The organism is Pseudomonas sp. CFBP2511 (assembly GCF_030209255.1).
In the GTDB taxonomy this organism is placed as follows: Bacteria; Pseudomonadota; Gammaproteobacteria; order Pseudomonadales; family Pseudomonadaceae; genus Aquipseudomonas; species Aquipseudomonas avellanae.
The window spans coordinates 69,714-89,787 of record NZ_JARVSI010000012.1 but is presented as its reverse complement, the minus strand read 5'-3'; the positions used below and the strand labels follow the sequence as shown (position 1 = coordinate 89,787).

Annotated in this window: 24 protein-coding genes and 2 pseudogenes; 15 read left to right on the top strand and 11 right to left on the bottom strand. The window is 59.2% G+C overall.

All coding sequences use genetic code 11. The annotated features are described in order from the left end of the window. Positions 1 to 73: 73 nt before the first annotated feature. The gene (locus QRN38_RS11205) at positions 74 to 2,920 is read left to right on the top strand and encodes a class I adenylate cyclase (protein WP_024666707.1); all 2,847 of its coding nucleotides are present in this window, start codon (positions 74 to 76) and stop codon (positions 2,918 to 2,920) included. Positions 2,921 to 3,334: 414 nt separating this feature from the next. On the opposite strand, the gene rnk is transcribed toward QRN38_RS11205, so the two are convergent. The 3 genes from rnk to cyaY all read right to left on the bottom strand — a co-directional run bounded on the left by rnk (position 3,335) and on the right by cyaY (position 4,451). Then, positions 3,335 to 3,742 carry a nucleoside diphosphate kinase regulator gene (rnk, locus tag QRN38_RS11200; protein WP_007246537.1) on the bottom strand — a complete coding sequence of 136 codons (408 nt, stop codon included), beginning with the start codon at positions 3,740 to 3,742 and terminating at the stop codon, positions 3,335 to 3,337. A gap of 137 nt (positions 3,743 to 3,879) precedes the next feature. After that, positions 3,880 to 4,116: a DUF1289 domain-containing protein gene (locus QRN38_RS11195; RefSeq protein WP_057419364.1), complete on the bottom strand. Its 237-nt coding sequence runs from the start codon at positions 4,114 to 4,116 to the stop codon at positions 3,880 to 3,882. A 2-nt stretch (positions 4,117 to 4,118) separates the two neighbouring features. After that, a complete protein-coding gene (gene cyaY / locus QRN38_RS11190) occupies positions 4,119 to 4,451 on the bottom strand; it encodes an iron donor protein CyaY (protein ID WP_005768497.1) in 333 nt (110 codons plus the stop codon). Positions 4,452 to 4,657: 206 nt separating this feature from the next. Here cyaY and lptM point away from each other — a divergent pair, with 206 nt between their 5' ends. The 6 genes from lptM to QRN38_RS11160 are packed head-to-tail and all read left to right on the top strand — an operon-like array spanning position 4,658 to position 9,231. Beyond that, entirely contained in the window at positions 4,658 to 4,804 is a 147-nt protein-coding gene (gene lptM / locus QRN38_RS11185) for an LPS translocon maturation chaperone LptM (RefSeq protein WP_005768499.1), read from the top strand. 9 nt (positions 4,805 to 4,813) lie between these two features. Then, positions 4,814 to 6,061 (top strand): diaminopimelate decarboxylase, encoded by a 1,248-nt coding sequence (gene lysA / locus QRN38_RS11180; RefSeq protein WP_005768501.1) that lies wholly within the window; start codon positions 4,814 to 4,816, stop codon positions 6,059 to 6,061. A gap of 4 nt (positions 6,062 to 6,065) precedes the next feature. After that, positions 6,066 to 6,896 carry a diaminopimelate epimerase gene (gene dapF / locus QRN38_RS11175; protein ID WP_011103038.1) on the top strand — a complete coding sequence of 277 codons (831 nt, stop codon included), beginning with the start codon at positions 6,066 to 6,068 and terminating at the stop codon, positions 6,894 to 6,896. Positions 6,897 to 6,909: 13 nt separating this feature from the next. Beyond that, positions 6,910 to 7,644, top strand: a complete 735-nt coding sequence (locus QRN38_RS11170; RefSeq protein ID WP_057419365.1) for a DUF484 family protein — start codon at positions 6,910 to 6,912, stop codon at positions 7,642 to 7,644. A 2-nt stretch (positions 7,645 to 7,646) separates the two neighbouring features. Further along, on the top strand, positions 7,647 to 8,546 hold the full coding sequence (gene xerC, locus QRN38_RS11165) for a tyrosine recombinase XerC (protein WP_057419366.1): 900 nt from the start codon (positions 7,647 to 7,649) through the stop codon (positions 8,544 to 8,546). Beyond that, positions 8,539 to 9,231, top strand: coding sequence for an HAD family hydrolase (locus QRN38_RS11160; RefSeq protein ID WP_057419367.1), 693 nt, complete (start codon positions 8,539 to 8,541; stop codon positions 9,229 to 9,231). The genes xerC and QRN38_RS11160 overlap by 8 nt, the downstream gene beginning before the upstream one ends. A gap of 74 nt (positions 9,232 to 9,305) precedes the next feature. Here QRN38_RS11160 and sutA read toward each other — a convergent pair whose 3' ends face one another. The 4 genes from sutA to glnK all read right to left on the bottom strand — a co-directional run bounded on the left by sutA (position 9,306) and on the right by glnK (position 12,116). Beyond that, positions 9,306 to 9,638, bottom strand: a complete 333-nt coding sequence (sutA, locus tag QRN38_RS11155) for a dormancy-specific transcriptional regulator SutA (protein ID WP_007246533.1) — start codon at positions 9,636 to 9,638, stop codon at positions 9,306 to 9,308. Between the two features lie 98 nt (positions 9,639 to 9,736). After that, complete coding sequence (locus QRN38_RS11150; RefSeq protein ID WP_005768513.1) at positions 9,737 to 10,162, bottom strand: secondary thiamine-phosphate synthase enzyme YjbQ; 426 nt, start codon at positions 10,160 to 10,162, stop codon at positions 9,737 to 9,739. Positions 10,163 to 10,404: 242 nt separating this feature from the next. Then, positions 10,405 to 11,742 (bottom strand): ammonium transporter, encoded by a 1,338-nt coding sequence (locus tag QRN38_RS11145; RefSeq protein WP_005739890.1) that lies wholly within the window; start codon positions 11,740 to 11,742, stop codon positions 10,405 to 10,407. A 35-nt stretch (positions 11,743 to 11,777) separates the two neighbouring features. After that, a complete protein-coding gene (glnK, locus tag QRN38_RS11140) occupies positions 11,778 to 12,116 on the bottom strand; it encodes a P-II family nitrogen regulator (RefSeq protein ID WP_002555808.1) in 339 nt (112 codons plus the stop codon). A 419-nt stretch (positions 12,117 to 12,535) separates the two neighbouring features. On the opposite strand from glnK, the gene QRN38_RS11135 reads away from it, so the two are divergent. Further along, positions 12,536 to 12,817, top strand: coding sequence for an accessory factor UbiK family protein (locus QRN38_RS11135; RefSeq protein WP_007246531.1), 282 nt, complete (start codon positions 12,536 to 12,538; stop codon positions 12,815 to 12,817). A 33-nt stretch (positions 12,818 to 12,850) separates the two neighbouring features. On the opposite strand, the gene QRN38_RS11130 is transcribed toward QRN38_RS11135, so the two are convergent. The 3 genes from QRN38_RS11130 to QRN38_RS11120 form a co-directional block, all read right to left on the bottom strand. Beyond that, positions 12,851 to 13,156 (bottom strand): HigA family addiction module antitoxin, encoded by a 306-nt coding sequence (locus tag QRN38_RS11130; RefSeq protein WP_005739893.1) that lies wholly within the window; start codon positions 13,154 to 13,156, stop codon positions 12,851 to 12,853. Between the two features lie 9 nt (positions 13,157 to 13,165). Continuing rightward, positions 13,166 to 13,444: a type II toxin-antitoxin system RelE/ParE family toxin gene (locus QRN38_RS11125; protein WP_081025557.1), complete on the bottom strand. Its 279-nt coding sequence runs from the start codon at positions 13,442 to 13,444 to the stop codon at positions 13,166 to 13,168. 249 nt (positions 13,445 to 13,693) lie between these two features. Beyond that, positions 13,694 to 14,629, bottom strand: a complete 936-nt coding sequence (locus QRN38_RS11120) for a LysR family transcriptional regulator (RefSeq protein ID WP_005739904.1) — start codon at positions 14,627 to 14,629, stop codon at positions 13,694 to 13,696. Positions 14,630 to 14,783: 154 nt separating this feature from the next. Between QRN38_RS11120 and QRN38_RS11115 the strand changes: the two genes are divergently transcribed. The 4 genes from QRN38_RS11115 to QRN38_RS11100 all read left to right on the top strand — a co-directional run bounded on the left by QRN38_RS11115 (position 14,784) and on the right by QRN38_RS11100 (position 18,992). Continuing rightward, positions 14,784 to 16,067, top strand: a complete 1,284-nt coding sequence (locus tag QRN38_RS11115; protein WP_057419369.1) for a lysine N(6)-hydroxylase/L-ornithine N(5)-oxygenase family protein — start codon at positions 14,784 to 14,786, stop codon at positions 16,065 to 16,067. Next, complete coding sequence (locus QRN38_RS11110; protein WP_011103032.1) at positions 16,067 to 16,942, top strand: DMT family transporter; 876 nt, start codon at positions 16,067 to 16,069, stop codon at positions 16,940 to 16,942. The genes QRN38_RS11115 and QRN38_RS11110 overlap by 1 nt, the downstream gene beginning before the upstream one ends. Before the next feature lies 1 nt (position 16,943). Beyond that, the gene (gene lysA, locus QRN38_RS11105) at positions 16,944 to 18,182 is read left to right on the top strand and encodes a diaminopimelate decarboxylase (RefSeq protein WP_057419370.1); all 1,239 of its coding nucleotides are present in this window, start codon (positions 16,944 to 16,946) and stop codon (positions 18,180 to 18,182) included. 186 nt (positions 18,183 to 18,368) lie between these two features. Continuing rightward, positions 18,369 to 18,992, top strand: a complete 624-nt coding sequence (locus tag QRN38_RS11100; RefSeq protein ID WP_057419371.1) for a hypothetical protein — start codon at positions 18,369 to 18,371, stop codon at positions 18,990 to 18,992. A 16-nt stretch (positions 18,993 to 19,008) separates the two neighbouring features. Here QRN38_RS11100 and QRN38_RS11095 read toward each other — a convergent pair. Next, a pseudogene (locus QRN38_RS11095) lies at positions 19,009 to 19,101 on the bottom strand (hypothetical protein); the annotation flags it as partial. On the opposite strand from QRN38_RS11095, the gene QRN38_RS11090 reads away from it, so the two are divergent. The 3 genes and pseudogenes from QRN38_RS11090 to QRN38_RS11085 all read left to right on the top strand — a co-directional run bounded on the left by QRN38_RS11090 (position 19,060) and on the right by QRN38_RS11085 (position 20,072). Continuing rightward, a complete protein-coding gene (locus tag QRN38_RS11090) occupies positions 19,060 to 19,494 on the top strand; it encodes an RES family NAD+ phosphorylase (RefSeq protein WP_235814774.1) in 435 nt (144 codons plus the stop codon). The pseudogene QRN38_RS11095 and the gene QRN38_RS11090 sit on opposite strands and share 42 nt — an antisense overlap. A gap of 103 nt (positions 19,495 to 19,597) precedes the next feature. Further along, positions 19,598 to 19,715, top strand: a pseudogene (locus QRN38_RS28270) (hypothetical protein); the annotation flags it as partial. A 207-nt stretch (positions 19,716 to 19,922) separates the two neighbouring features. Then, entirely contained in the window at positions 19,923 to 20,072 is a 150-nt protein-coding gene (locus QRN38_RS11085; RefSeq protein ID WP_159420724.1) for a hypothetical protein, read from the top strand. The last annotated feature ends 2 nt before the right edge of the window (positions 20,073 to 20,074 follow it).

Below are 20,074 nucleotides of genomic sequence, written 5' to 3'. Positions count from 1 at the left end.
CTCGGCTGCAAACTTTCTTTGCCCTTTTGCTCAGTAAGTCCATGCCTGCATCAGCCAGGTGCCTTGAGTTGCGATGACGCGTAATCCTGAAATTCGCCCCGATCTGGATGAGGGCATTGACCGCAAGGTTCTCAGCCAGCTGCGTAACCGCTTCCTGTCGCTCAATGACGGGCGATACGCGCGTGCCCTCGAAGGCATGTCGACGCGCCAGCAAAGCGTATTGACGCTGCTGCCACTGTTCTTCCACGTCAATCATCCACTGTTGCCCGGCTACGTTTCCGGCAGCACGCCTGCCGGCGTCTCGCATTACGAGCCAGACACCCTCGCGCTGGCCGAGGCGCAGCGCCTGACGCGCTCGTTCTCGTACAAAGCGCGACACGGCAACCCGCCGCAGCCTATTCACGGTCTGTTTCTGATGGGCAGCCTCGGCACGCTGGCGCAGGCTGATCAAAGCGATATGGACGTTTGGGTCTGCCATGACAGCGAACTGGACCTGGAAGCCATCGCCGAACTGCGCAAGAAATGTCAGGCCCTTGAAGCTTGGGCTGCCACCATGGGGGCAGAGGCGCATTTTTTTCTGATCGATCCGCAACGCTTCAAAAGCGGCGAGCGCGACTCGCAGCTCAGCTCTGACGATTGCGGCACCACCCAGCATTATCTGTTGCTCGACGAGTTTTATCGCACAGCGATCTGGCTCGCCGGGCGCACGCCGATGTGGTGGATGGTGCCGGTCTACGAAGAGCAGAATTATGAGGATTACACCTACACCCTGCTGAGCAAACGGTTCATTCGCGCCAGCGAAGTGCTCGACCTCGGACCGATGTCGCACATCCCCGCCACAGAGTTTATCGGCGCAGGGCTATGGCAGTTGTTCAAAGGCATCGGGTCGCCTTACAAGTCAGTGCTCAAGCTGTTGTTGATCGAGGTGTATTCCAGCGAACATCCCCGCGTGCAGTGCCTGAGTCTGCGCTTCAAACAGGCGGTGTTTGCCAATCAACTAGACCTGGATGAGCTGGACCCTTACGTGGTCGTGTACCGCCGTATCGAAGAGCACCTGCAGGCGCGCAACGAGCCCGAGCGTCTCGAACTGGTGCGGCGCAGCCTGTACTTGAAGGTCAACAAAAAGCTCACCGGCTCGACCCGCCAACGCAACATCGGCTGGCAACGCCTGCTGCTTGCGCGCCTGACCTCGGAATGGGGCTGGGATGAGCGGCAATTGACGTTGCTCGACAGCCGCAGCCAGTGGAAAGTGCGCCAGGTGGCCAGCGAGCGCCGCGCGCTGGTCAATGAGCTCAATTACAGTTATCGCTTCCAGACCCGCTTCGCCAGAGCGCAAAGCACTGCCGACACGCTCGATGCCCGCGACCTGACCATTCTGGGGCGGCGCCTGTACGCGGCGTACGAGCGCAAGGCGGGCAAGGTCGAGTTCATCAACCCGGGCATCGCCCCTGACCTTGCCGAAGACACGCTGACGCTGGTGCACTCGCCTGACAAGCGCGAGCCTGGCAAACATCAGTGGGCGCTGTACAACGGCAACCTGGGCATTCATGAGTGGGCAAACTTTTCGCCCATCAAGCGCAGCCGGGAATTGCTTGAGCTGTTGGCCTGGTGCCACCGAAACAATGTGATCGACACCACCACCCGCGTGGCGCTGCACCCCGGCACCAGTGATCTGAGTGAATTCGAGCTGTTCAACCTGCTGGGGGCCTTGCAGCAGAGTATTGAGCTGCCACTGCCCGAGGTCAGCGATGACGAGCTGCTCAAACCCAGCGCGCCCAGCGAGATACTGCTGCTGATCAATGTCGGCGTCGATCCGCTCAGGCATCACCGCGATCTCAATATTCTGATGACCACCGAGCGCACTGATTCGCTCAGTTATGCAGGCGTTCGGGAAAATCTGGTGCTGACGCTGGACCAGATCACGCTCAATACCTGGAACGAAACGCTGGTCAGCCGCTACGACGGCCCGCACGCCCTGCTCGACTGCATGAGCGAGTTGCTCGGCAGCTTGCCGACGAGTGGCAAACAGCCGCAGATTCGCGTGCGTTGCTTTTGCCATAACCGCGCGTCTGCCATCGCCCAGCGTGTCGAAGAGCTGATCAGCACAGCGCAATTGTTACTCGCCAGACAGCTCAACCACCGTTATCTGATACAGGTGCAGCAGCAGTATCACGTACTGGAGATCAAGCCCGGCCAGGTTGGCCATGTGGTGGTCAACAGCCTGCCAGGGTTGTTCAAGTACCTGGGCGAGGAACTGCCACGTTACAGCCCTCTGCATCTCGACCCTCAGGCACTCGACGGGCATGACCTGGCCCTGATCCTGCCGCTCGGGCAGCCGGAGTGCATTCAGGTGTTTTACCGGGTCAACGAGCCGGATGCGGATCTGTATGTGCTGGACGAGCACAACTCGCTCTGGCACCAGCGTGTGCCTTATCACGATGAGCAGAGCCTGTTGACGCCCCTGCAGCGCTTTTTTCACTCGCTGGTCTATCGTCGTGGCGCATCGTTGCCGCTGGATGACCCGTCCGAGCCGGTTTCGCTGGAAGCTCTTTACTATCAGATCCTGCCTTCCGGCCCGGGGCACGCACGGCGTGTCGAACATCGATTGGCACCGACCGCGACGGACCGGTCTTTCTATGACGTGCAGGCAATCATCGAAGAAACCTCGCCAGGGCAGCTCAACGCCACCCTGTATTGCGACAACAGCGAGTTTTCCGAGCTGGAATACGGCGATCAATTGTATGCAGCCGTTGCCCGGCAAATTCTCGGTAAACGCCTGGAACCGCAACGCTATCGCTGTTACATCACCGACCTGGACCTCTCCGGCCTGCTGGATGGCAAGCACGGGCAAAGCATCCTCTTCCTGCGCCACAAGGCCGAGCTGGAGACACTGTTGAACGAGGCGATGGAGCAGGCGTGACGCTGGAGCGTGCGCAACGATAATCTCAACTATCGTACGACGCTCCGCGTCGCATGCCGTTCTGGACACTCCGCGTCCGGTCTTGAATGTGCGGCGCGGCAGAGATTTGTGACGCAGGAGCGTCACGCAACGCATTCCGACGCTGGAGCGTACGGAACGATAACCTCACTATCGTGCGACGCTCCGCGTCGCATGCCGTTCTGGACGCTCCGCGTCCGGTCTTGAATGTGCGGCGCGGCAGAGATTTGTGACGCAGGAGCGTCACGCAACGCATTCCGACGCTGGAGCGTGCGGAACGATAACCTCAACTATCGTGCGACGCTCTGCGTCGCATGCCGCTCTGGACGCTCCGCGTCCGGTCTTGAATGTGCGGCGTTGGCACGATAGGCGTTCTCCGCAGGCGACGCTTTTCGATTACTCGTACTCGCCCGCCGCTTCCGGCTGATATTCGACGGCCAGCAAGGTCAGTTTGAGGGTCTTGCCGCCCGGTGCGGGCCAGTCGATGTGCTGGCCGACCTGCAGGCCGAGCAGGGCCGAACCCATTGGGGCCAGGACCGATACGGTGCCCTCTGCGCCGGCATCCTGCGGATAGACCAGCTTGAGGTGGTAGTCCTTGCCACTGACTTCCTCACGGCAATGCACACGCGAGTTCATGGTCACAACGCCCGCAGGCACCTCATCGTGGCCAACCACTTGTTCGGCACGGTCCAGTTCGGCCTGCAACGCCTGCAGGCCCGGTGTGTTTTCGTCCTGGCTGTCGATGAAACTCTCAAGACGCTGTACGTCGAGCCGGGTGAGGATGATCGAAGGTGCTGTGGTCATGGTCTGGGCAGACTCCTTTATTCTCCATGAATAAAACAAAACCCCGCCGGGGCAGGCGGGGTTTTACGGGCTTCTCGATCTGGAGAAGCAGGGTCTGACACTAACACAGCGCAACAAATACACAACCCGACCCGGCGCTAGCCAGCGGCTTGCCCAACCTCGGCAGCGGCCCGAAGCTGGTCTGCATTGAGGCGGATCTGCCGACGCCGGTCGTCGTCGGCAGAGCGCCATTCGCGTATGTCTTCGACGTGGCGAAAGCACCCCAGGCAGACTTTCTGCTCGTCAAGCCGACACAGACTGACGCAAGGTGACGCCACGGCAGGGCTGACGTTGCTGAAAAGCGGCTTGGGCGGTCGTGCAGGTGTCTGGCTCACAATCAGATCTCGGAAAAGTCCAGGTCGGCACCAGCTTGCTCAAACGTCATGCGCGCAAGCATCTCGCTGAGCAGCTCGTCACTGGTGTCACACGCCCAACGGCTTTCTTCTTCATCGTAATCGAAGTGAAAACCACCCGATTTGGCTGCCAGCCAGAGCTGACGCAGCGGCTCCTGACGGCTGAAAATAAGCTGCGAGCCACCTTCGAACTTGACGGTTAGTACACCGGCCGAGTTTTCCAGATCCACATCCAGACCACTCTCGTCGAAAACGTCTTCGATATTCTGCTGAGTCGCATCGACCAGGTCGTGGAATCGCGCTTCGGTCAAACTCATTACGGGAACCTCGATAAGTGTCTGCTGATAGCGCAGAGGGGCAAGATACGGACGCTGCCAGGCAAATGCAAAGCTTACCCGCCAGTTGGTGTTACGAGAACGGTTTAATGTCCGAGGCCCGCCAGACGGGAAGCCCCTCGCATAGGCAAGCTGGCGGGTGGTCGGTATACTCGGGCGCAATTAATGCTTTTACAAAGGATTTCGCCATGAAGCGCCTGATCTCTTCGCTTGCTGCGCTTGTCGCGGTCGCTTGTCTTGTTACAGCTTGTGGTCAAAAAGGCCCGCTGTATCTGCCGGATGACAGCAAAACCCCGGAAGAACAAGCCAAATCGCAATCGCACAAGCACCTTTAAGGGAATCCCATGGACGCCTTCAACTACCGCGACGGTGAGCTGTTCGCGGAAGGGGTAGCATTGTCTGCCATTGCCGAGCGTTTCGGCACGCCGACCTATGTCTATTCGCGCGCTCATATCGAAGCGCAGTACCGTGCCTTCGCCGATGCGCTGAGCGGCATGCCGCACATGGTCTGCTTCGCCGTGAAAGCCAACTCCAACCTGGGTGTGCTCAATGTCCTGGCGCGTCTTGGCGCCGGTTTTGACATTGTGTCGCGTGGCGAACTGGAACGCGTGCTGGCCGCTGGCGGCAAAGCCGAAAGAATCGTGTTCTCCGGCGTCGGCAAGACCCGTGAAGACATGCGTCGCGCCCTTGAAGTCGGCGTGCACTGCTTCAACGTCGAATCCACCGACGAGCTTGAGCGCCTGCAGGAAGTCGCCGCCGAACTCAACGTTCGCGCGCCGATCTCGCTGCGCGTCAACCCGGACGTGGACGCAGGCACTCACCCCTACATCTCCACCGGCCTGAAAGAAAACAAGTTCGGCATCGCCATCGCGGCTGCCGAAGACGTTTACATTCGCGCCTCGCAGTTGCCAAACCTGGAAGTGATCGGCGTCGATTGCCACATCGGCTCACAGCTAACCACGCTCGAGCCGTTCATCGATGCGCTGGATCGCCTGCTGGATCTGGTCGATCGCCTGGGCGATTGCGGCATTCACCTGCACCACATCGATCTGGGTGGCGGCCTGGGTGTGCGTTATCGCGATGAAGAGCCCCCGTTGGCGGGCGATTACATCAAAGCGGTACGCGAACGCCTTGCCGGGCGTGATCTGGGCCTGCTGTTCGAGCCGGGGCGCTTTATCGTGGCCAACGCGGGCGTGCTACTGACCCAGGTCGAGTACCTCAAGCATACCGAGCACAAGGATTTCGCCATCGTCGATGCGGCGATGAACGACCTGATCCGCCCTGCCCTGTATCAGGCCTGGATGGACGTCACGGCGGTGCGCCCGCGTGACAGCGAACCGCGTGCGTACGACATCGTCGGGCCGATCTGCGAAACCGGCGATTTCCTTGCCAAGGGCCGCGAGCTTGCACTGGCTGAAGGCGATCTGCTGGCGGTGCATTCGGCCGGCGCTTACGGTTTTGTCATGAGCTCTAACTACAACACCCGTGGCCGTGCCGCTGAGGTACTGGTCGACGGTACCCAGGCGTTTGAAGTGCGTCGTCGCGAAACCGTGGCCGAGCTGTTCGCTGGCGAAAGCCTGCTGCCGGAGTAACCCCATGCTGCTGCGTTTTACCAAGATGCACGGGCTGGGTAACGACTTCATGGTCCTGGACCTGGTGAGTCAGCACGCGCACATTTTGCCCAAGCACGCCAAACAATGGGGCGACCGCCACACCGGCATCGGTTTCGATCAGCTGTTGCTGGTCGAGGCACCGAACAACCCGGACGTGGACTTTCGCTACCGGATCTTCAACTCGGACGGCTCCGAAGTCGAACAGTGTGGCAACGGCGCACGCTGCTTTGCCCGCTTCGTACTCGACAAGCGTCTGACCGCCAAGAAACAGATACGCGTCGAGACCAAAGGCGGCATTATCGAGCTGGAGATCCGCAGCGACGGGCAGATCAGCGTCGATATGGGACCGCCGCGCCTCGTGCCGGAAGAGATCCCGTTTCAGGCCGCGGAGCAAGCCAAAAGCTACTCGCTCGACGTAGACGGGCAGACAGTCGAGCTGGCGGCCGTGTCGATGGGCAATCCTCACGCCGTGCTGCGCGTCGATGACATCAACAATGCGCCTGTGCACACACTAGGCCCGAAGATCGAACATCACCCGCGCTTTCCGGCACGGGTCAACGTCGGCTTCCTGCACGTTGTGGACCGCCAGCGTGCGCAGTTGCGCGTCTGGGAACGCGGCGCCGGGGAAACCCAGGCCTGCGGCACCGGGGCGTGCGCAGCGGCAGTGGCCGCCATCAGCCAGGGCTGGATGGATTCGCCATTGCTGATCGACCTGCCCGGAGGTCGCCTGTCCATCGAGTGGGCAGGCCCGGGACACCCTGTCATGATGACCGGCCCTGCTACAAGGGTCTACGAAGGCCAAGTTCGTCTTTAAGCGAGTAACCACGATGACCGATCAGCCTCCCGCTTCAACCGGCACCCCCAGCGAATCGCCTGTCGATAGCGCAGCGCCAGACCTTGAAGCAGAAGCGGTCATCGCTTTCCTGCTTGAGCATCCTCAATTCTTCGCCGAGCATGACGAGCTGCTGGTGTCGATGCGCATTCCTCACCAGCGTGGCGACACCGTCTCGCTGGTCGAGCGTCAGCTCAAGCTGCTGCGCGAGCGCAACATCGAAATGCGCCATCGCCTCTCACAACTGATGGACGTGGCACGCGACAACGACCGTCTGTTCGAGAAAACCCGTCGCCTGAACCTGGCGCTGATGGACGCCACCAGCCTGGACGAGCTGGTGATCGCCGTGGAAGACAGCATGCGCCAGGATTTTCAGGTGCCTTTCGTCAGCCTGATTCTATTCAGCGACAGCCCGATGCCAGTGGGCCGCTGGGTCAGCAGTGCCGAGGCACAGAAAGCCATCGGCGGTCTGATTGGCGAGAAGATCATCTGCGGCGCGCTGCGTGAGCATGAGCTGGCATTTCTGTTCGGTGCCGAGCAAGGCAAGGAAGTCGGTTCGACCGCCATTGCCAGCCTTAACCATCTGGGCCTGCATGGCGTGCTGGCCATCGGCAGCCGTGACCCACAGCATTACAAAAGCTCGGTCGGCACGCTGTTCCTCAGTTATATCGCTGACGTACTGAGCCGTCTGCTGCCCCGCTTCGCCCATTCGCTGCGTTCGGTCCGCTAGCCGTGGAACAGCATCTGGACGCCTACTGCATGCACCTGCGCAGTGAGCGCCAGGTGTCGCCGCACACACTTGAAGCCTACCGACGCGACCTGAGCAAGGTTCTGGCGTATTGCCAGAAAGCCAGGCTGTCGAGCTGGAATGATCTGGATATCCAGCACCTGCGCAGCTTCACCGCCCGCCAGCATCAGCAAGGCCAGTCCTCGCGCAGCCTGGCGAGAATGCTGTCGGCAGTGCGCGGCTTCTACAAGTATCTGAACCGTGAAGGCCTCTGCCAGCACGACCCTGCCAACGGCCTGTCGCCGCCCAAAGGCGAACGACGCCTGCCCAAGACGCTGGATACCGACCGCACGGCGCAATTGCTGGACGGTGGCGTTGAAGATGATTTTCTGGCTCATCGCGATCAGGCCATCATGGAGCTGCTTTACTCATCAGGGTTGCGACTGTCCGAACTGACCGGCTTGAACCTCGACCAACTGGACCTGCGCGAAGGGCTGGTGCAGGTGCTGGGCAAAGGCAGCAAGACCCGCGTATTGCCAGTCGGCAGCAAGGCACGCCAGGCACTGGAAACCTGGCTGCCGCTTCGCGCCCTGACCAACCCGCAGGACGACGCCGTGTTCGTCAGCCAGCAAGGCAAACGCCTCGGCCCGCGCGCCGTTCAACTGCGGATCAAGACCGCCGGTGAGCGCGAACTGGGGCAGAACCTGCACCCGCACATGCTGCGTCACTCCTTTGCCAGCCATCTGCTGGAGTCGTCACAGGACTTGCGCGCGGTGCAGGAACTGCTCGGTCACGCGGACATCAAGACCACGCAGATATACACGCACCTGGACTTCCAGCACCTGGCCACTGTCTATGACAGTGCCCACCCCCGAGCCAAGCGTAAAGGAGCTGCAGATGATTAAGCTGGTGACGTTCGATCTCGACGACACGCTCTGGGACACCGCGCCTGCCATTGTCGGCGCAGAAGCCGCGCTGCGTGACTGGCTGGCCGAGCAGGCGCCAAAGCTCGGGCCGGTCCCCGTGGAGCATCTGTGGGAAATCCGCTCACGCCTGCTGGACGAAGACCCTTCGTTAAAGCACCGGATCAGTGCACTGCGACGCCGCGTGCTGTTTCACGCCCTTGAAGATGCTGGCTACGACTCCGACGAAGCTCAGCAGCTGGCCGACGAGAGCTTTGAAGTCTTTCTGCATGGCCGCCATCAAGTGCAGATTTTCCCGGAGGTGCAGCCCACTCTGGAAATTCTCGCCAAGACCTTCACGCTCGGCGTTATCACCAACGGCAATGCTGACGTGCGTCGCCTGGGGCTGGCCGACTACTTTGCCTTTGCCCTGTGTGCCGAGGACCTGGGCATCGGCAAGCCCGACCCGGCCCCGTTTCTCGAAGCGCTGCGCCGTGCAAAAGTCGATGCCAGCGCGGCCGTGCACGTCGGCGACCACCCCAGCGACGACATTGCCGGCGCACAACAGGCGGGCATGCGCGCCATTTGGTACAACCCGCAGGGCAAGGCCTGGGACGCAGATCGCTTGCCGGATGCCGAGATTCACAACCTGTCGCAATTGCCGGAATTACTGGCGCGCTGGGCCTGAAAACAGCCTGAGACGCCCACAATAGAAAAAGCCCGCAGCGACGGCGGGCTTTTTCTCATACAGCGTCTGCCACCTTAAATCGGGCGGCTGCCGTATTTGTTGTCAGGCTTTTTGGGCGGATCGGCGACCACATTGGCCTCCACTTCCTGCACCTTGCCGCCACGCGCCAGGAATTCTTCCATCGCACGCGCCAGAGCATCACGCTCTTTGTTCTTGGCTTCTACGCTAGGCAGCTCGTCAACCGAGACCGCAGCCTTGGCCTTGCCTTTTGCGGGCGCTGCCGGGACGTCGGAATCGTCTGGTTCGGCCGAGTCGTCTTCCGGGGAAGCAGCTGCAAGCTCCTCACCGTCCTCTTCGCCTTCCAGGTCGTCTACCAGATCGTCGTTAGTATCGTCGTCGTCGCTCATGTTCTACCTCATGACTTGCGAAAGCTGATTAGTTATAGCCCAGCCGCCCAGAATTGCTAAGGCAACCGGAAAAATTCAACAACCGCTGTCTCCAGCGGTTATGCGTACTCACCCTGAAGGGTGGCCAGGACGTTACGAGACCCACCCGCGTCTCGATGTTCGCCCAGATAAATACCTTGCCAGGTGCCCAGCGCCAGTCGGCCTGCCGTCACCGGCAAAAACAACTGGCAGCCCAGCAAACTGGCCTTGAAATGCGCGGGCAAATCATCAGGGCCTTCGTCGTCATGTTCGTAGCCGTCCACGCCCTGAGGCACCAGACGGTTGAAAAAACGCTCGAAGTCACGACGAACTGCCGGATCGGCATTTTCGTTGACGGTCAACGAAGCCGAGGTATGTTGCAGCCATACGTGAAGCAGGCCGACACGACAATCGCGCAACTGAGGCAAGCCTGCGACGATCTCGTCAGTCACCAGATGAAACCCGCGAGACCTGGCGCGCAAGGCAATCCTGGATTGATGCCACATACCGTTCTCCGCACCTTCGGCGCGCATTCTAACTCGACTGAGGAAAAAGCAAAGCGCGCAATAAACCGGCTTCCCTGCAAGTTGACGAAGACTGCTGCTACATCGTTACCTGCGCTGCGTCACGCTGCCGAAATCATTGACACGGGCAAGATCAATGACACCAAAAAAGCGCGGTTGATCCGCAAATGTCAGACAAAAAAAATGCCCGGAGACCGGGCATTCTTTTTTGCATCGGCGGCTGCTTACAAGTTGTAGCCACGCTCGTTGTGTTGCGCAAGGTCCAGACCGACAGACTCTTCCTCATCGGTAACCCGCAGACCCATCACTGCATCCAGTACCTTGAGGATGATGAAGGTCACGATCGCGGTGTAGACGACGGTGAACGCGACGCCCTTGAACTGAATCCAGACTTGAGCACCGATGTCAGTCACCGTGCCGAAGCCACCCAGTGCAGGTGCTGCGAACACACCGGTCAGGATCGCGCCGACGATACCGCCGATACCGTGAACGCCGAACGCATCCAGGGAGTCATCGTAGCCAAGCTTGCGCTTGAGGCTGGTGGCGCAGAAGAAGCAGATCACGCCTGCCGCCAGACCGATGATCAGCGCGCCCATCGGGCCAACTGTACCGGCCGCCGGGGTGATGGCAACCAGACCGGCAACCACACCCGAAGCGATGCCCAGCGCACTTGGCTTACCGTGCGTCAGCCACTCGGCGAACATCCAGCCCAGCGCGGCGGCAGCGGTAGCGATTTGCGTCACCAGCATCGCCATACCGGCAGTGCCGTTGGCCGCAGCGGCGGAACCGGCGTTGAAACCGAACCAGCCAACCCAGAGCATCGCTGCGCCGATCAGGGTGTAACCCAGATTGTGCGGAGCCATCGGGGTGGTCGGGAAGCCTTTGCGCTTGCCCAGTACCAGGCAAGCCACCAGACCGGCTACACCGGCGTTGATGTGCACCACGGTGCCGCCTGCGAAGTCCAGAACGCCCCAGTCCCACATCAAGCCACCGACGCCGCCCCAGACCATATGGGCAATTGGCGCGTAGACCAGCGTGAACCAGATACCCATGAAAATCAGCATCGCGGAGAACTTCATGCGTTCTGCGAAAGCACCGACGATCAGGGCTGGAGTGATGATCGCAAAGGTCATCTGAAAGGTGACGAACACCGCCTCAGGGAACAATGCAGCAGGACCGGTAAGGCTTGCAGGCGTGATACCCGCCAGGAACGCTTTACCCATACCGCCAAAGAAGGAATTGAAGTTGACGACGCCAGCTTCCATACCGGTTGTGTCAAACGCGATGCTGTAACCGTAAACGACCCACAGGATGCTGATCAGGCCGGTGATAGCGAAACACTGCATCATCACGGACAGGATGTTTTTTGAACGGACCATGCCGCCGTAGAACAGCGCGAGACCGGGAATGGTCATGAACAGGACCAGAGCGGTCGCGGTCAGCATCCATGCGGTGTCGCCAGAGTTCAGCACCGGCTCGGCCACTGGGTCAGCCGCCAGGGCAAGACCAGGTATTGCGAGGGACAACAGGGCACCGAGCCCTGCGAATTGACGCAGAGTCATATTGTTTTCTCCTGGGGCGTTGGGGTTTTGGCGGCTTAAATTGCGTCTGTATCGGTCTCGCCGGTACGGATGCGAATGGCCTGTTCCAGATTGACCACGAAAATCTTGCCGTCACCGATCTTGCCAGTGTTGGCAGCCTTGGTTATGGCTTCGATGACACGATCCAGATCCTTGTCATCGATGGCGACATCGATCTTCACCTTAGGAAGGAAGTCGACGACATACTCAGCACCGCGATACAGCTCGGTGTGACCCTTCTGACGCCCGAAGCCTTTGACTTCAGTAACAGTGATGCCCTGCACGCCGATTTCAGACAACGACTCGCGCACGTCATCCAATTTGAACGGCTTGATGATGGCAGTGACTAGCTTCATGAAAACTTTCTCCCGAATTGGTGGACTTGCCCCAGGAAAACAAACCCGACTCAAGTCTAAGCGCAGTGTCTGGCTTTGTAACGTGTCGGCCGCCTGATCAGGCCAGACCAACTCCAGAAAACCGCTTCTGACGAAACACTTCCCCGCTCCGCCTGCCGCACTGCATTCGTCACAGCGACTGCATCAGTGCATGGGTCATTAGCCACTAAGCAGAAAGCTTGCCATCTCGTGAATATTCATTGAATACAGGCCCTTGGATGCGTTTCGCTTCATCAGGCATGTATTGCAATGGGGGTAATGCACAACAATGGTGCTTATGTGCCCGCCCCAGCGCGCCATAAGCGTGCACCTTGCGCCCTCGGAATTGACTATAGACGCTGCGTGTTACACTGCTGCCCATCTGATTCAGGAAAATCATCATGCTCGCGCCCAAAGCTTTCCTCGATGCCCTCAGCGGCCACGCCTCGCGCCTGTTCAACGGCGAAACGCCGGTACCTCGCAGCGAATTCGAAACCCAGTTCAAAGCCCTGCTGCAAAGCGGTTTCAGTAAGCTGGACCTGGTCAGTCGCGAAGAATTCGACAGCCAGATGGCCGTCCTCGCCCGCACCCGTGCCCGCCTTGAGGCGCTGGAGGCCAAGATGGCCGAGCTGGAAGGCAAGGTCGGCGGGGCTGAGAAGGCTGAGTCTGAAAAGGCTGAATAAGGGCTCATTGACCGCGCTGACGGGTGACAGTTATCAGGCGCAGTGGGCCAGACATTTGACCTGCTCACGAATCTGCGCGCCCTTCTCTGTCTCTGCCTTGCGCAGATCGTAGGCAAGCTGCAGGTTAAGCCAGAACTCAGGACTCGTCTCCAGGCATACAGCCAGACGCAGCGCTACATCAGCGCTCACACCTCTGCGCTGGAGCACGATGTCGTTCACCGTCGGCGTAGAAACCTTAAGGGCCCTGGCCAACGCTGCGGCGGTCAGCCCCATCGGCTCAAGATATTCCTCTTTCAGAACCTCGCCTGGATGGACGGGGCGCATTCCGTTTTTGTTCATTGGAGCACCTCAGTGATAATCGACAATTTCTACGTCCTCGGGACCGTTGATGCTCCAAACGAAGCAAATCCTGAATTGAGCGTTTATACGTACGCTGTATTGGCCAGAACGACTTCCATCAAGCGCCTCTAGTCGATTGCCGGGAGGAGAGCGCAGATCCAAAATCGAGGTAGCAGCATCAAGCATTGCGAGCTTGCGCTCGGCAACAGATTTAATCGATGGCCACAGCCGCGTCTTGCCTTGTAAAAAGAGATATCTCGTGTTCACGCACTTAAAACTCACAATCATGATTAAAGCTTAACGTTATTCGTTAACGCAAGATTTTATTTGCTATCATCGCAGCCTACAATCCGACCCTTCGGCCCATGCCGGACGAGTTCATCCGCATCGAACAGCTTGAAGCCTGTGACGCCATGCTGCAGCGAGTGCTGGAATTTGTATCCCGCCCATAGGGTTTCTTCAGTTATTGCGGCATCAAGTGATTCGGCAGCTCATGCAGGAAACAGCCTTTCCTGCTTTTGCATAAGCGCCCCCCCTTCAAGGCCCGGCAGCGATTGGCACATTGATCGCCGCCAATCGCGCCTCGACGATCGAGGCTTGTTCACGCAATGCTTCTTCAAACAGCCCGACCAGCCTGGACGCAGGTCGGTGCAGCGGTTTGACAAGGCTGACCGTGAACGGTATCGACGCCGTAAACGGCCGGATCTCCAGACCCTGCCCGACAAAGTCCAGCGCAGTGAGCGGGTTGACGATGGCCAGCCCGATTCGCTCGCGTACCATGGCGCAGACCGAGGCGGCACTGTGGGTGTCCAGCACCATCTGCCGCTCTACCTGGGCCAGGCGGAAAATCTCGTCTATCTGCTGCCGGTAGCTGTCCAGGCTGGACAGGCTGATGAAGGGTTTAGAGGCAAAGTCCTCGGGTGCCAGCACCTGTTTTGCCAGAAGCGGATGGCCGACGGGCAATACACACACCTCGTCCACAACCATCAACGGCACCAGCTCTGTGCCCGGAGGCGCGCTCGCCACTTCGGTCAGCCCCAGGTCGTAGCGCTGCGCCGACAGCCACTCTTCCAGCAACGGTGATTCCTGCGGCGTGATGCTCATGCTGGCTTTGGGGAACTGGGCAAAAAAGCGTTGGCACGCTTTCGGCAACAACGACTGTGAAAACACCGGCAGGCAGGCGATGGATAACTGGCCGTGCTCGAACTCTCGCAGTGACGCCGCCGTGCTCAGAATACGCCCCAACCCGAAGTAGGCCCGCTGCACCTCCTCGAACAGTGACAACGCCTGCGCCGTAGGCCTTAGTCGCCCGCGCACGCGATCGAACAACTTGAGCTGAGTGAGCAATTCGAAGCGCGCCAGCTCGCGGCTTACCGTCGGCTGAGAGGTGTTCAGCATGTTGGCGGCTTCCGTCACGCTGCCTGACGTCATGACGGCTCGGAACACTTCTATGTGGCGCAACGTTACTGACATGGACCGCACTCATTGCCTTCGACAGAGCCATATCATAAATGAATGGACTTGCTGAATATTGATATTTTATGAGTGGCCCGTCTTTGCCCATCATCCCGCCCTTAGCGCAGTGGCACCTTTGATGCACACGCGATAATCAAGGTAGGGAAGACCGATGGACGCTCAAATATTTGATGCGGTGGGAGTAGGTGCGGGTCCGTTCAACCTGAGCGTTGCGGCGCTCCTTCATCCTCTCAAGGATGTCAGGCATCTGTTTCTGGAGAAGCAGAGTCAGTTCTGCTGGCATGCCGGAATGCTGCTGGACAACACAACGGTTCAGAACAGTTTTCTCAAGGACCTGGTCAGTTTCGCCGACCCCACCAGCGCCTTCTCCTTTCTGGCCTTTCTTCACCAGCACAAGCGCCTTTATCAGTACGTGAACGCCGGCTTTCAAAGAACCACCCGCCGGGAATTCAACCAATACCTGCAATGGGCCGCAAGGTCCCTGCCTGCCGTGCAGTGGGGGCAGGAGGTCAGAACGGTAAAACCTCATGCCTGTGGGTTCGAGGTGTTCACCGACACCGGTGCTTACATCGCCCGCAACCTGATTGTCGGCACCGGACCACGTCCGTCTGTTCCGGTCATGGCAATGCCTCTTTTGGGGGAGCAGGTGTTTCACAGCAGCGACTACCTGTTCAAACGGCAGGCGCTGGCAGGGCGTCGGGTCGCCGTGATCGGTGGCGGCCAAAGCGGCGCGGAAATCGTCCTGGACCTGTTAGGGCAAAGCGTTCCGCCCTGCGAGATTGTCTGGGTAAGCTCGCGCACGCACCTGGCGCCGCTCGATGAATCGCACTTTGCCAATGAACTCTACACGCCGGCCTATGTGGAGTATTTCTGGGGCCTGGAACGGTCGAAAAAACATCAGTTGCTTGCGCAACACACGCTGACCAGCGACGGGATATCCCCGGAAACGCTGGAAGCGCTCTATCAGCGGCTGTATCACCTGCGTTTTGTCGAGGACGGTGCTCCGTGCCGGCTGATGCATTCGCGCCGGGTCGAAGACATCAGGCCCACCGCAGACGGGTACCTGCTCGATATCAGGGAGCTGGATACCGGCGGCACAGACGTCATCAACGCCGAGCGGATTGTACTGGCCACCGGCTACAAGCAGGACGCAATACCCGCCGTGCTGGAGAACCTGCTGGACGACATCGAGTTCGCCCATGATGAGCCCGTTGTTCGTCTGGACTTCTCGCTCGGTTATCGCGGGCCCGGGAAAATATTCCTGCTCAATGCGGCCAGGCACAGCCACGGCGTCAGCGAGCCAAACCTGTCGCTGAATTCGTGGCGCGCGGCAACAATCATCAACGCCATCGTCGGCCACGAGCATTACCCCAGCCCGCATGCTCAATCGATGCTTGAACTGGGGCACTTCCCCCATCGAGTGGGGGTCGCCTGATGATCCCTTATCTGTATGTGCTGGCGGCTGCATTTCTGTGGGGAACATCGTTCGTCGCGGGGAAAATAGCCTTCGGTGTCGCTGACGCGCCGCTGATTGTGCTGGCCCGCTTCGCCATGGCGGGTCTGTTCTGGCTGCCGGTTTTCTGCAGGTCGGTGCGCAGCGTTCCCTCATCACGATGGGGCGCACTGTTGTTGCTGTCTTTTCTGATGATCCCGGCCACGTTCCTGCTGCAATTCATGGGGCTGCAATACACCAGTGCAACCAGTGCAACGTTGATGATCGGCTTTGAGCCGTTGATGGTGATGCTGGTCGGCTGGCTGATCTGGCGCGAACAGATGACTGCGCTTCATCTGCTGCTCGGCACGGTCGCACTGGCCGGCGTGCTGTTGGTGATGGGATGGCCCAGCGGCGCCAACTTTCTTGGCTGCTTGCTGGTTCTGCTTTCGACGGTGGTAGTCGCCATCTGGGTACGCTGGTCGAAAATCTGGATGCAGAGCCTGTCGGTCAACGCCTTCACCGCGCTGACAACGGTGCTGGGCACCATCATGCTCATCCCGTTTGCCTTGTTCCTGACCAACGACTGGCAGGTCAACCTCTCGACTCAGGGCGCGTCCGCATTGCTGTATCTGGGCGTTGGTTGCAGCCTGGGCGCGGGCTGGCTCTGGAACATGGGCATGCGCTCTATTCCCGCAAACGCAGGCGGCATGTTTTTGGCGCTCGAACCGATCTTCGGCGTCATATTCGCGGTCGCCCTTCTCTATGAACCACTGGGCGCAACGACCCTGGCAGGCATCGGCCTGGTCGTGATTCCGGTGCTGGTCATTTCCGTTCTGCCCGTGCTTCAGGCACGTCGTTTACCCGAGGCATGTTGATATGAAAACCCTCGCTGACAGCCAGCTGTCCAGACTGGCCGATCAATATGGCACTCCGCTATGGGTGTACGACGGCCAATTGATTAAAAAGCGTGTTCAGCAACTGGCTGCATTCGACACAGTGCGCTTTGCGCAAAAAGCCTGTTCCAACCTTCATATCCTGCGCCTGTTGCGCGACGCTGGCGCGGCGGTGGATGCCGTCTCACTGGGGGAACTGGAGCGCGCCCTGCACGCAGGCTTCAGCGCCCAAAATGCTCAGGGCACGGCCGGTATGGTGTTCACGGCCGATGTGTTTGATCGAGCCACCTTGCAGCGCGTGGTCGAGGCGCAGGTCGAGGTGAATGTCGGTTCGATCGACATGCTGCATCAACTGGGCGCGCTTTCCCCCGGCCACCGTGTATGGCTGCGAATCAACCCGGGCTTTGGCCACGGCCACAGCCGCAAGACCAACACCGGCGGCGAAAACAGCAAGCACGGCATCTGGCATACGCACCTGCAGGATGCGCTGACGCTCGTCCGCCATTACCGGCTGCATCTGGTCGGCCTGCATATGCACATCGGCTCGGGGGTCGATTACCAACACCTCCAGCAGGTCTGCAGCACCATGGCAGAACTGGTTGTTGAAATGGACCACGATATTGAAGCCATCTCGGCAGGTGGCGGTTTATCGGTGCCCTATCGCGCAGGCGAGCTGCCGATCAATACCAGCCACTATTTCGCTCAGTGGGACCACGCCAGAAAACGCATCGAAGCCCATCTCGGGCACCCCATACGTCTGGAAATCGAGCCCGGCCGTTTTCTGGTCGCGCAGGCCGGTGTGCTGGTGTCCGAGGTCCGTGCTACCAAGCACATGGGCGGCAAGCACTTCACGCTGGTCGATGCAGGGTTCAACGACCTGATGCGTCCTTCGCTGTATGGTAGCTATCACGAGATGTCCCTGATCACCTCGCGCGACGAACCGCTGCCGATGCAGGAAACAGTTGTAGCCGGGCCACTGTGCGAGTCTGGAGATGTGTTCACACAGGCCGAAGGCGGCATCGTCGAGTCTCGTCTGCTGCCCGCCGCGCAGGTGGGTGACTACCTGGTTTTTCATGATGCAGGGGCTTATGGCGCGTCCATGTCCTCCAACTACAACAGCCGCACCCACGCGGCAGAAGTGTTGGTTGATGACGGGCAGGAACGATTAATCAGACGGCGTCAGCCACTGGATGATCTGTTGCGACTTGAAGAAGACTGTTAAGCAAGCCGCTGCGGGCACTGAATAAGTGCCCGCAGCCATTACATCAATCAACGCCGTTCCTTGATCCGCTGTTCAATGACATGATTGCTTTCACCAACACCGTGATAATGCGCAACGCTTGATTTTGATACATCGCGTAAAGCCGGTTGAGCGCAATGGGTCACTTTACTGACAACGGACTGAAAAATGACGCACAACCCTTCTATTTCCCGCTGGCTCGTCGCGGGAACCCTCTCGTTACTGATCGGCACATCTGCCTTCGCGGACAGCACGACCCTGCGTTCCGGCAAGTACGAGCAATTGATGTTGGCGGTAACGCCCGAGCATCAAGTCGAGGGCTACTATGAGGAAGAACGCGGCGAAAACCCGCCCTTCAGGTGCGCGTTCTATTTAAAAGGCACTATCGAGGCCGGGAAAGATGTCGCGGTGTCTTCCTGGTCCGACGGAGCCTATCCGGGAACGCTAAAGCCCTCGGCTGACGGCGTCACGCTGACCATCAAGGAAGGCCAGAATAACTCAGGCTGCCTGAACGTGTTGATACCGGAAATCGCAACCGGCCTGGACCTGACCCGAACGGCCAGCACGCAGTGGATAAGCCTGGTGAAGGTCAAAGTTGCCAAGGCGTGGCTGCAGAAAACTGCAAATGCCAAAGCCACTCGCGGCCCCTACATCGTCAAAGGTGATGTTGTCGGGGTACTGGCCTTCAAGGATGGCGCCGCCCAGGTCGAGTTCATCAACGCTGACAACCGCTCGTTCACAGGATGGATCAGCCAAGATCAATATGCGCGGCTGACTGCCCCCAAACAGTAATGTCAGGCAGTTTGCATCAGACGATCTGGCGTACCCGGCTCACGTCTTTTGAAGGCGGGCAGCCAGAGTGGCGGCTGTACTCCCGACTGAATTGCGACGGGCTTTCATAGCCGACGCGATAGCAGGCGCTGGAGACATCCAGCCCTTCGTTGATCATCAGCCGTCGACGGCCATCCTAGAGGTGGCGGTACACGCAGGCTTTGACGCACTGGATACCGTTCCGCATGTGCTCACCTATTTCGAAGTGCTTGATCAGAGCCTTATCAAAGCGGTGCAGCCCGAAGAGGTTCCCAATCCTGTCTGGCTGACCAGTGCATCTGCGTCAACGAACCAGCAGAAGTTTACAGACACCCTTTTGGCCAGCCATACATTTGTACTGATACCGTCTTCTGTGACGCGCCACTCCTGGAGTTTGCTGATCAGTTGTGAGCTGGCCAAGGGTAAGTATCGGGTGGTTCATCAAGAGCGCTTTGGTTTGGATACGCGGCTTGTTAGGGGGTGAGTGGTGCTTCGGATGAGGAGTTACGCCTGTCTGTAGATCTGATACCCGCTCACACCTTGTATCCCTTCCCCACCCACCTCACCCGTCAAATAAAGCACCATATCTGGCCATCGTCCATAGTCGTGCCCAAGACGGGGGGGGGGGGGAAGCCCCCGACGGTTACTGTTGAAGCGCATCTGACCAATGGCCTGCCGGCCCTGACGTTGGCGGGGTTGCCAGAGGGGACGTTTAGCTCGCGATTTGCAAAAAATTCAAGCTTTTTTTACATAATCACAGGCGCTGCTGCCGCTTGTCGTCCATGGAAATAAGGCTATGCTAATCCCAATCGGAGGTTTAACTTAACCATACACGCCTGTAGAATGCCGTCCTATTTTTTACCGTCACCACTAGGGGATGAAGCCGAGATGAAAAAAACTGAGGAGTCAAACGTGCAGAAATTCACGGAGCTCCCCAAAGGCGCCATAGATAAACGCTCGAACGTGATCGGCTTCGCTCAGTTCAAGGAGCAGCGGGCAACTGATGAGTACAGAAAGGCGCTTGAGATGGTTGTCGCTAACGCCCAGAAGGCCGATTGGTAACT

Bases quoted from the DNA above. Each gene is read 5' to 3' on its own strand.
- lysA (WP_005768501.1), top strand. From the start codon at position 4,814: ATGGACGCCTTCAACTACCGCGACGGTGAGCTGTTCGCGGAAGGGGTA.
- QRN38_RS11110 (WP_011103032.1), top strand. From the start codon at position 16,067: ATGATCCCTTATCTGTATGTGCTGGCGGCTGCATTTCTGTGGGGAACA.
- glnK (WP_002555808.1), bottom strand. From the start codon at position 12,116: ATGAAGCTAGTCACTGCCATCATCAAGCCGTTCAAATTGGATGACGTG.
- dapF (WP_011103038.1), top strand. From the start codon at position 6,066: ATGCTGCTGCGTTTTACCAAGATGCACGGGCTGGGTAACGACTTCATG.
- QRN38_RS11100 (WP_057419371.1), top strand. From the start codon at position 18,369: ATGACGCACAACCCTTCTATTTCCCGCTGGCTCGTCGCGGGAACCCTC.
- sutA (WP_007246533.1), bottom strand. From the start codon at position 9,638: ATGAGCGACGACGACGATACTAACGACGATCTGGTAGACGACCTGGAA.
- QRN38_RS11150 (WP_005768513.1), bottom strand. From the start codon at position 10,162: ATGTGGCATCAATCCAGGATTGCCTTGCGCGCCAGGTCTCGCGGGTTT.
- rnk (WP_007246537.1), bottom strand. From the start codon at position 3,742: ATGACCACAGCACCTTCGATCATCCTCACCCGGCTCGACGTACAGCGT.
- QRN38_RS11205 (WP_024666707.1), top strand. From the start codon at position 74: ATGACGCGTAATCCTGAAATTCGCCCCGATCTGGATGAGGGCATTGAC.
- cyaY (WP_005768497.1), bottom strand. From the start codon at position 4,451: ATGAGTTTGACCGAAGCGCGATTCCACGACCTGGTCGATGCGACTCAG.
- QRN38_RS11120 (WP_005739904.1), bottom strand. From the start codon at position 14,629: ATGTCAGTAACGTTGCGCCACATAGAAGTGTTCCGAGCCGTCATGACG.
- QRN38_RS11125 (WP_081025557.1), bottom strand. From the start codon at position 13,444: ATGATTGTGAGTTTTAAGTGCGTGAACACGAGATATCTCTTTTTACAA.
- QRN38_RS11115 (WP_057419369.1), top strand. From the start codon at position 14,784: ATGGACGCTCAAATATTTGATGCGGTGGGAGTAGGTGCGGGTCCGTTC.
- lptM (WP_005768499.1), top strand. From the start codon at position 4,658: ATGAAGCGCCTGATCTCTTCGCTTGCTGCGCTTGTCGCGGTCGCTTGT.
- QRN38_RS11130 (WP_005739893.1), bottom strand. From the start codon at position 13,156: ATGAACAAAAACGGAATGCGCCCCGTCCATCCAGGCGAGGTTCTGAAA.
- QRN38_RS11160 (WP_057419367.1), top strand. From the start codon at position 8,539: ATGATTAAGCTGGTGACGTTCGATCTCGACGACACGCTCTGGGACACC.
- QRN38_RS11145 (WP_005739890.1), bottom strand. From the start codon at position 11,742: ATGACTCTGCGTCAATTCGCAGGGCTCGGTGCCCTGTTGTCCCTCGCA.
- QRN38_RS11170 (WP_057419365.1), top strand. From the start codon at position 6,910: ATGACCGATCAGCCTCCCGCTTCAACCGGCACCCCCAGCGAATCGCCT.
- lysA (WP_057419370.1), top strand. From the start codon at position 16,944: ATGAAAACCCTCGCTGACAGCCAGCTGTCCAGACTGGCCGATCAATAT.
- QRN38_RS11135 (WP_007246531.1), top strand. From the start codon at position 12,536: ATGCTCGCGCCCAAAGCTTTCCTCGATGCCCTCAGCGGCCACGCCTCG.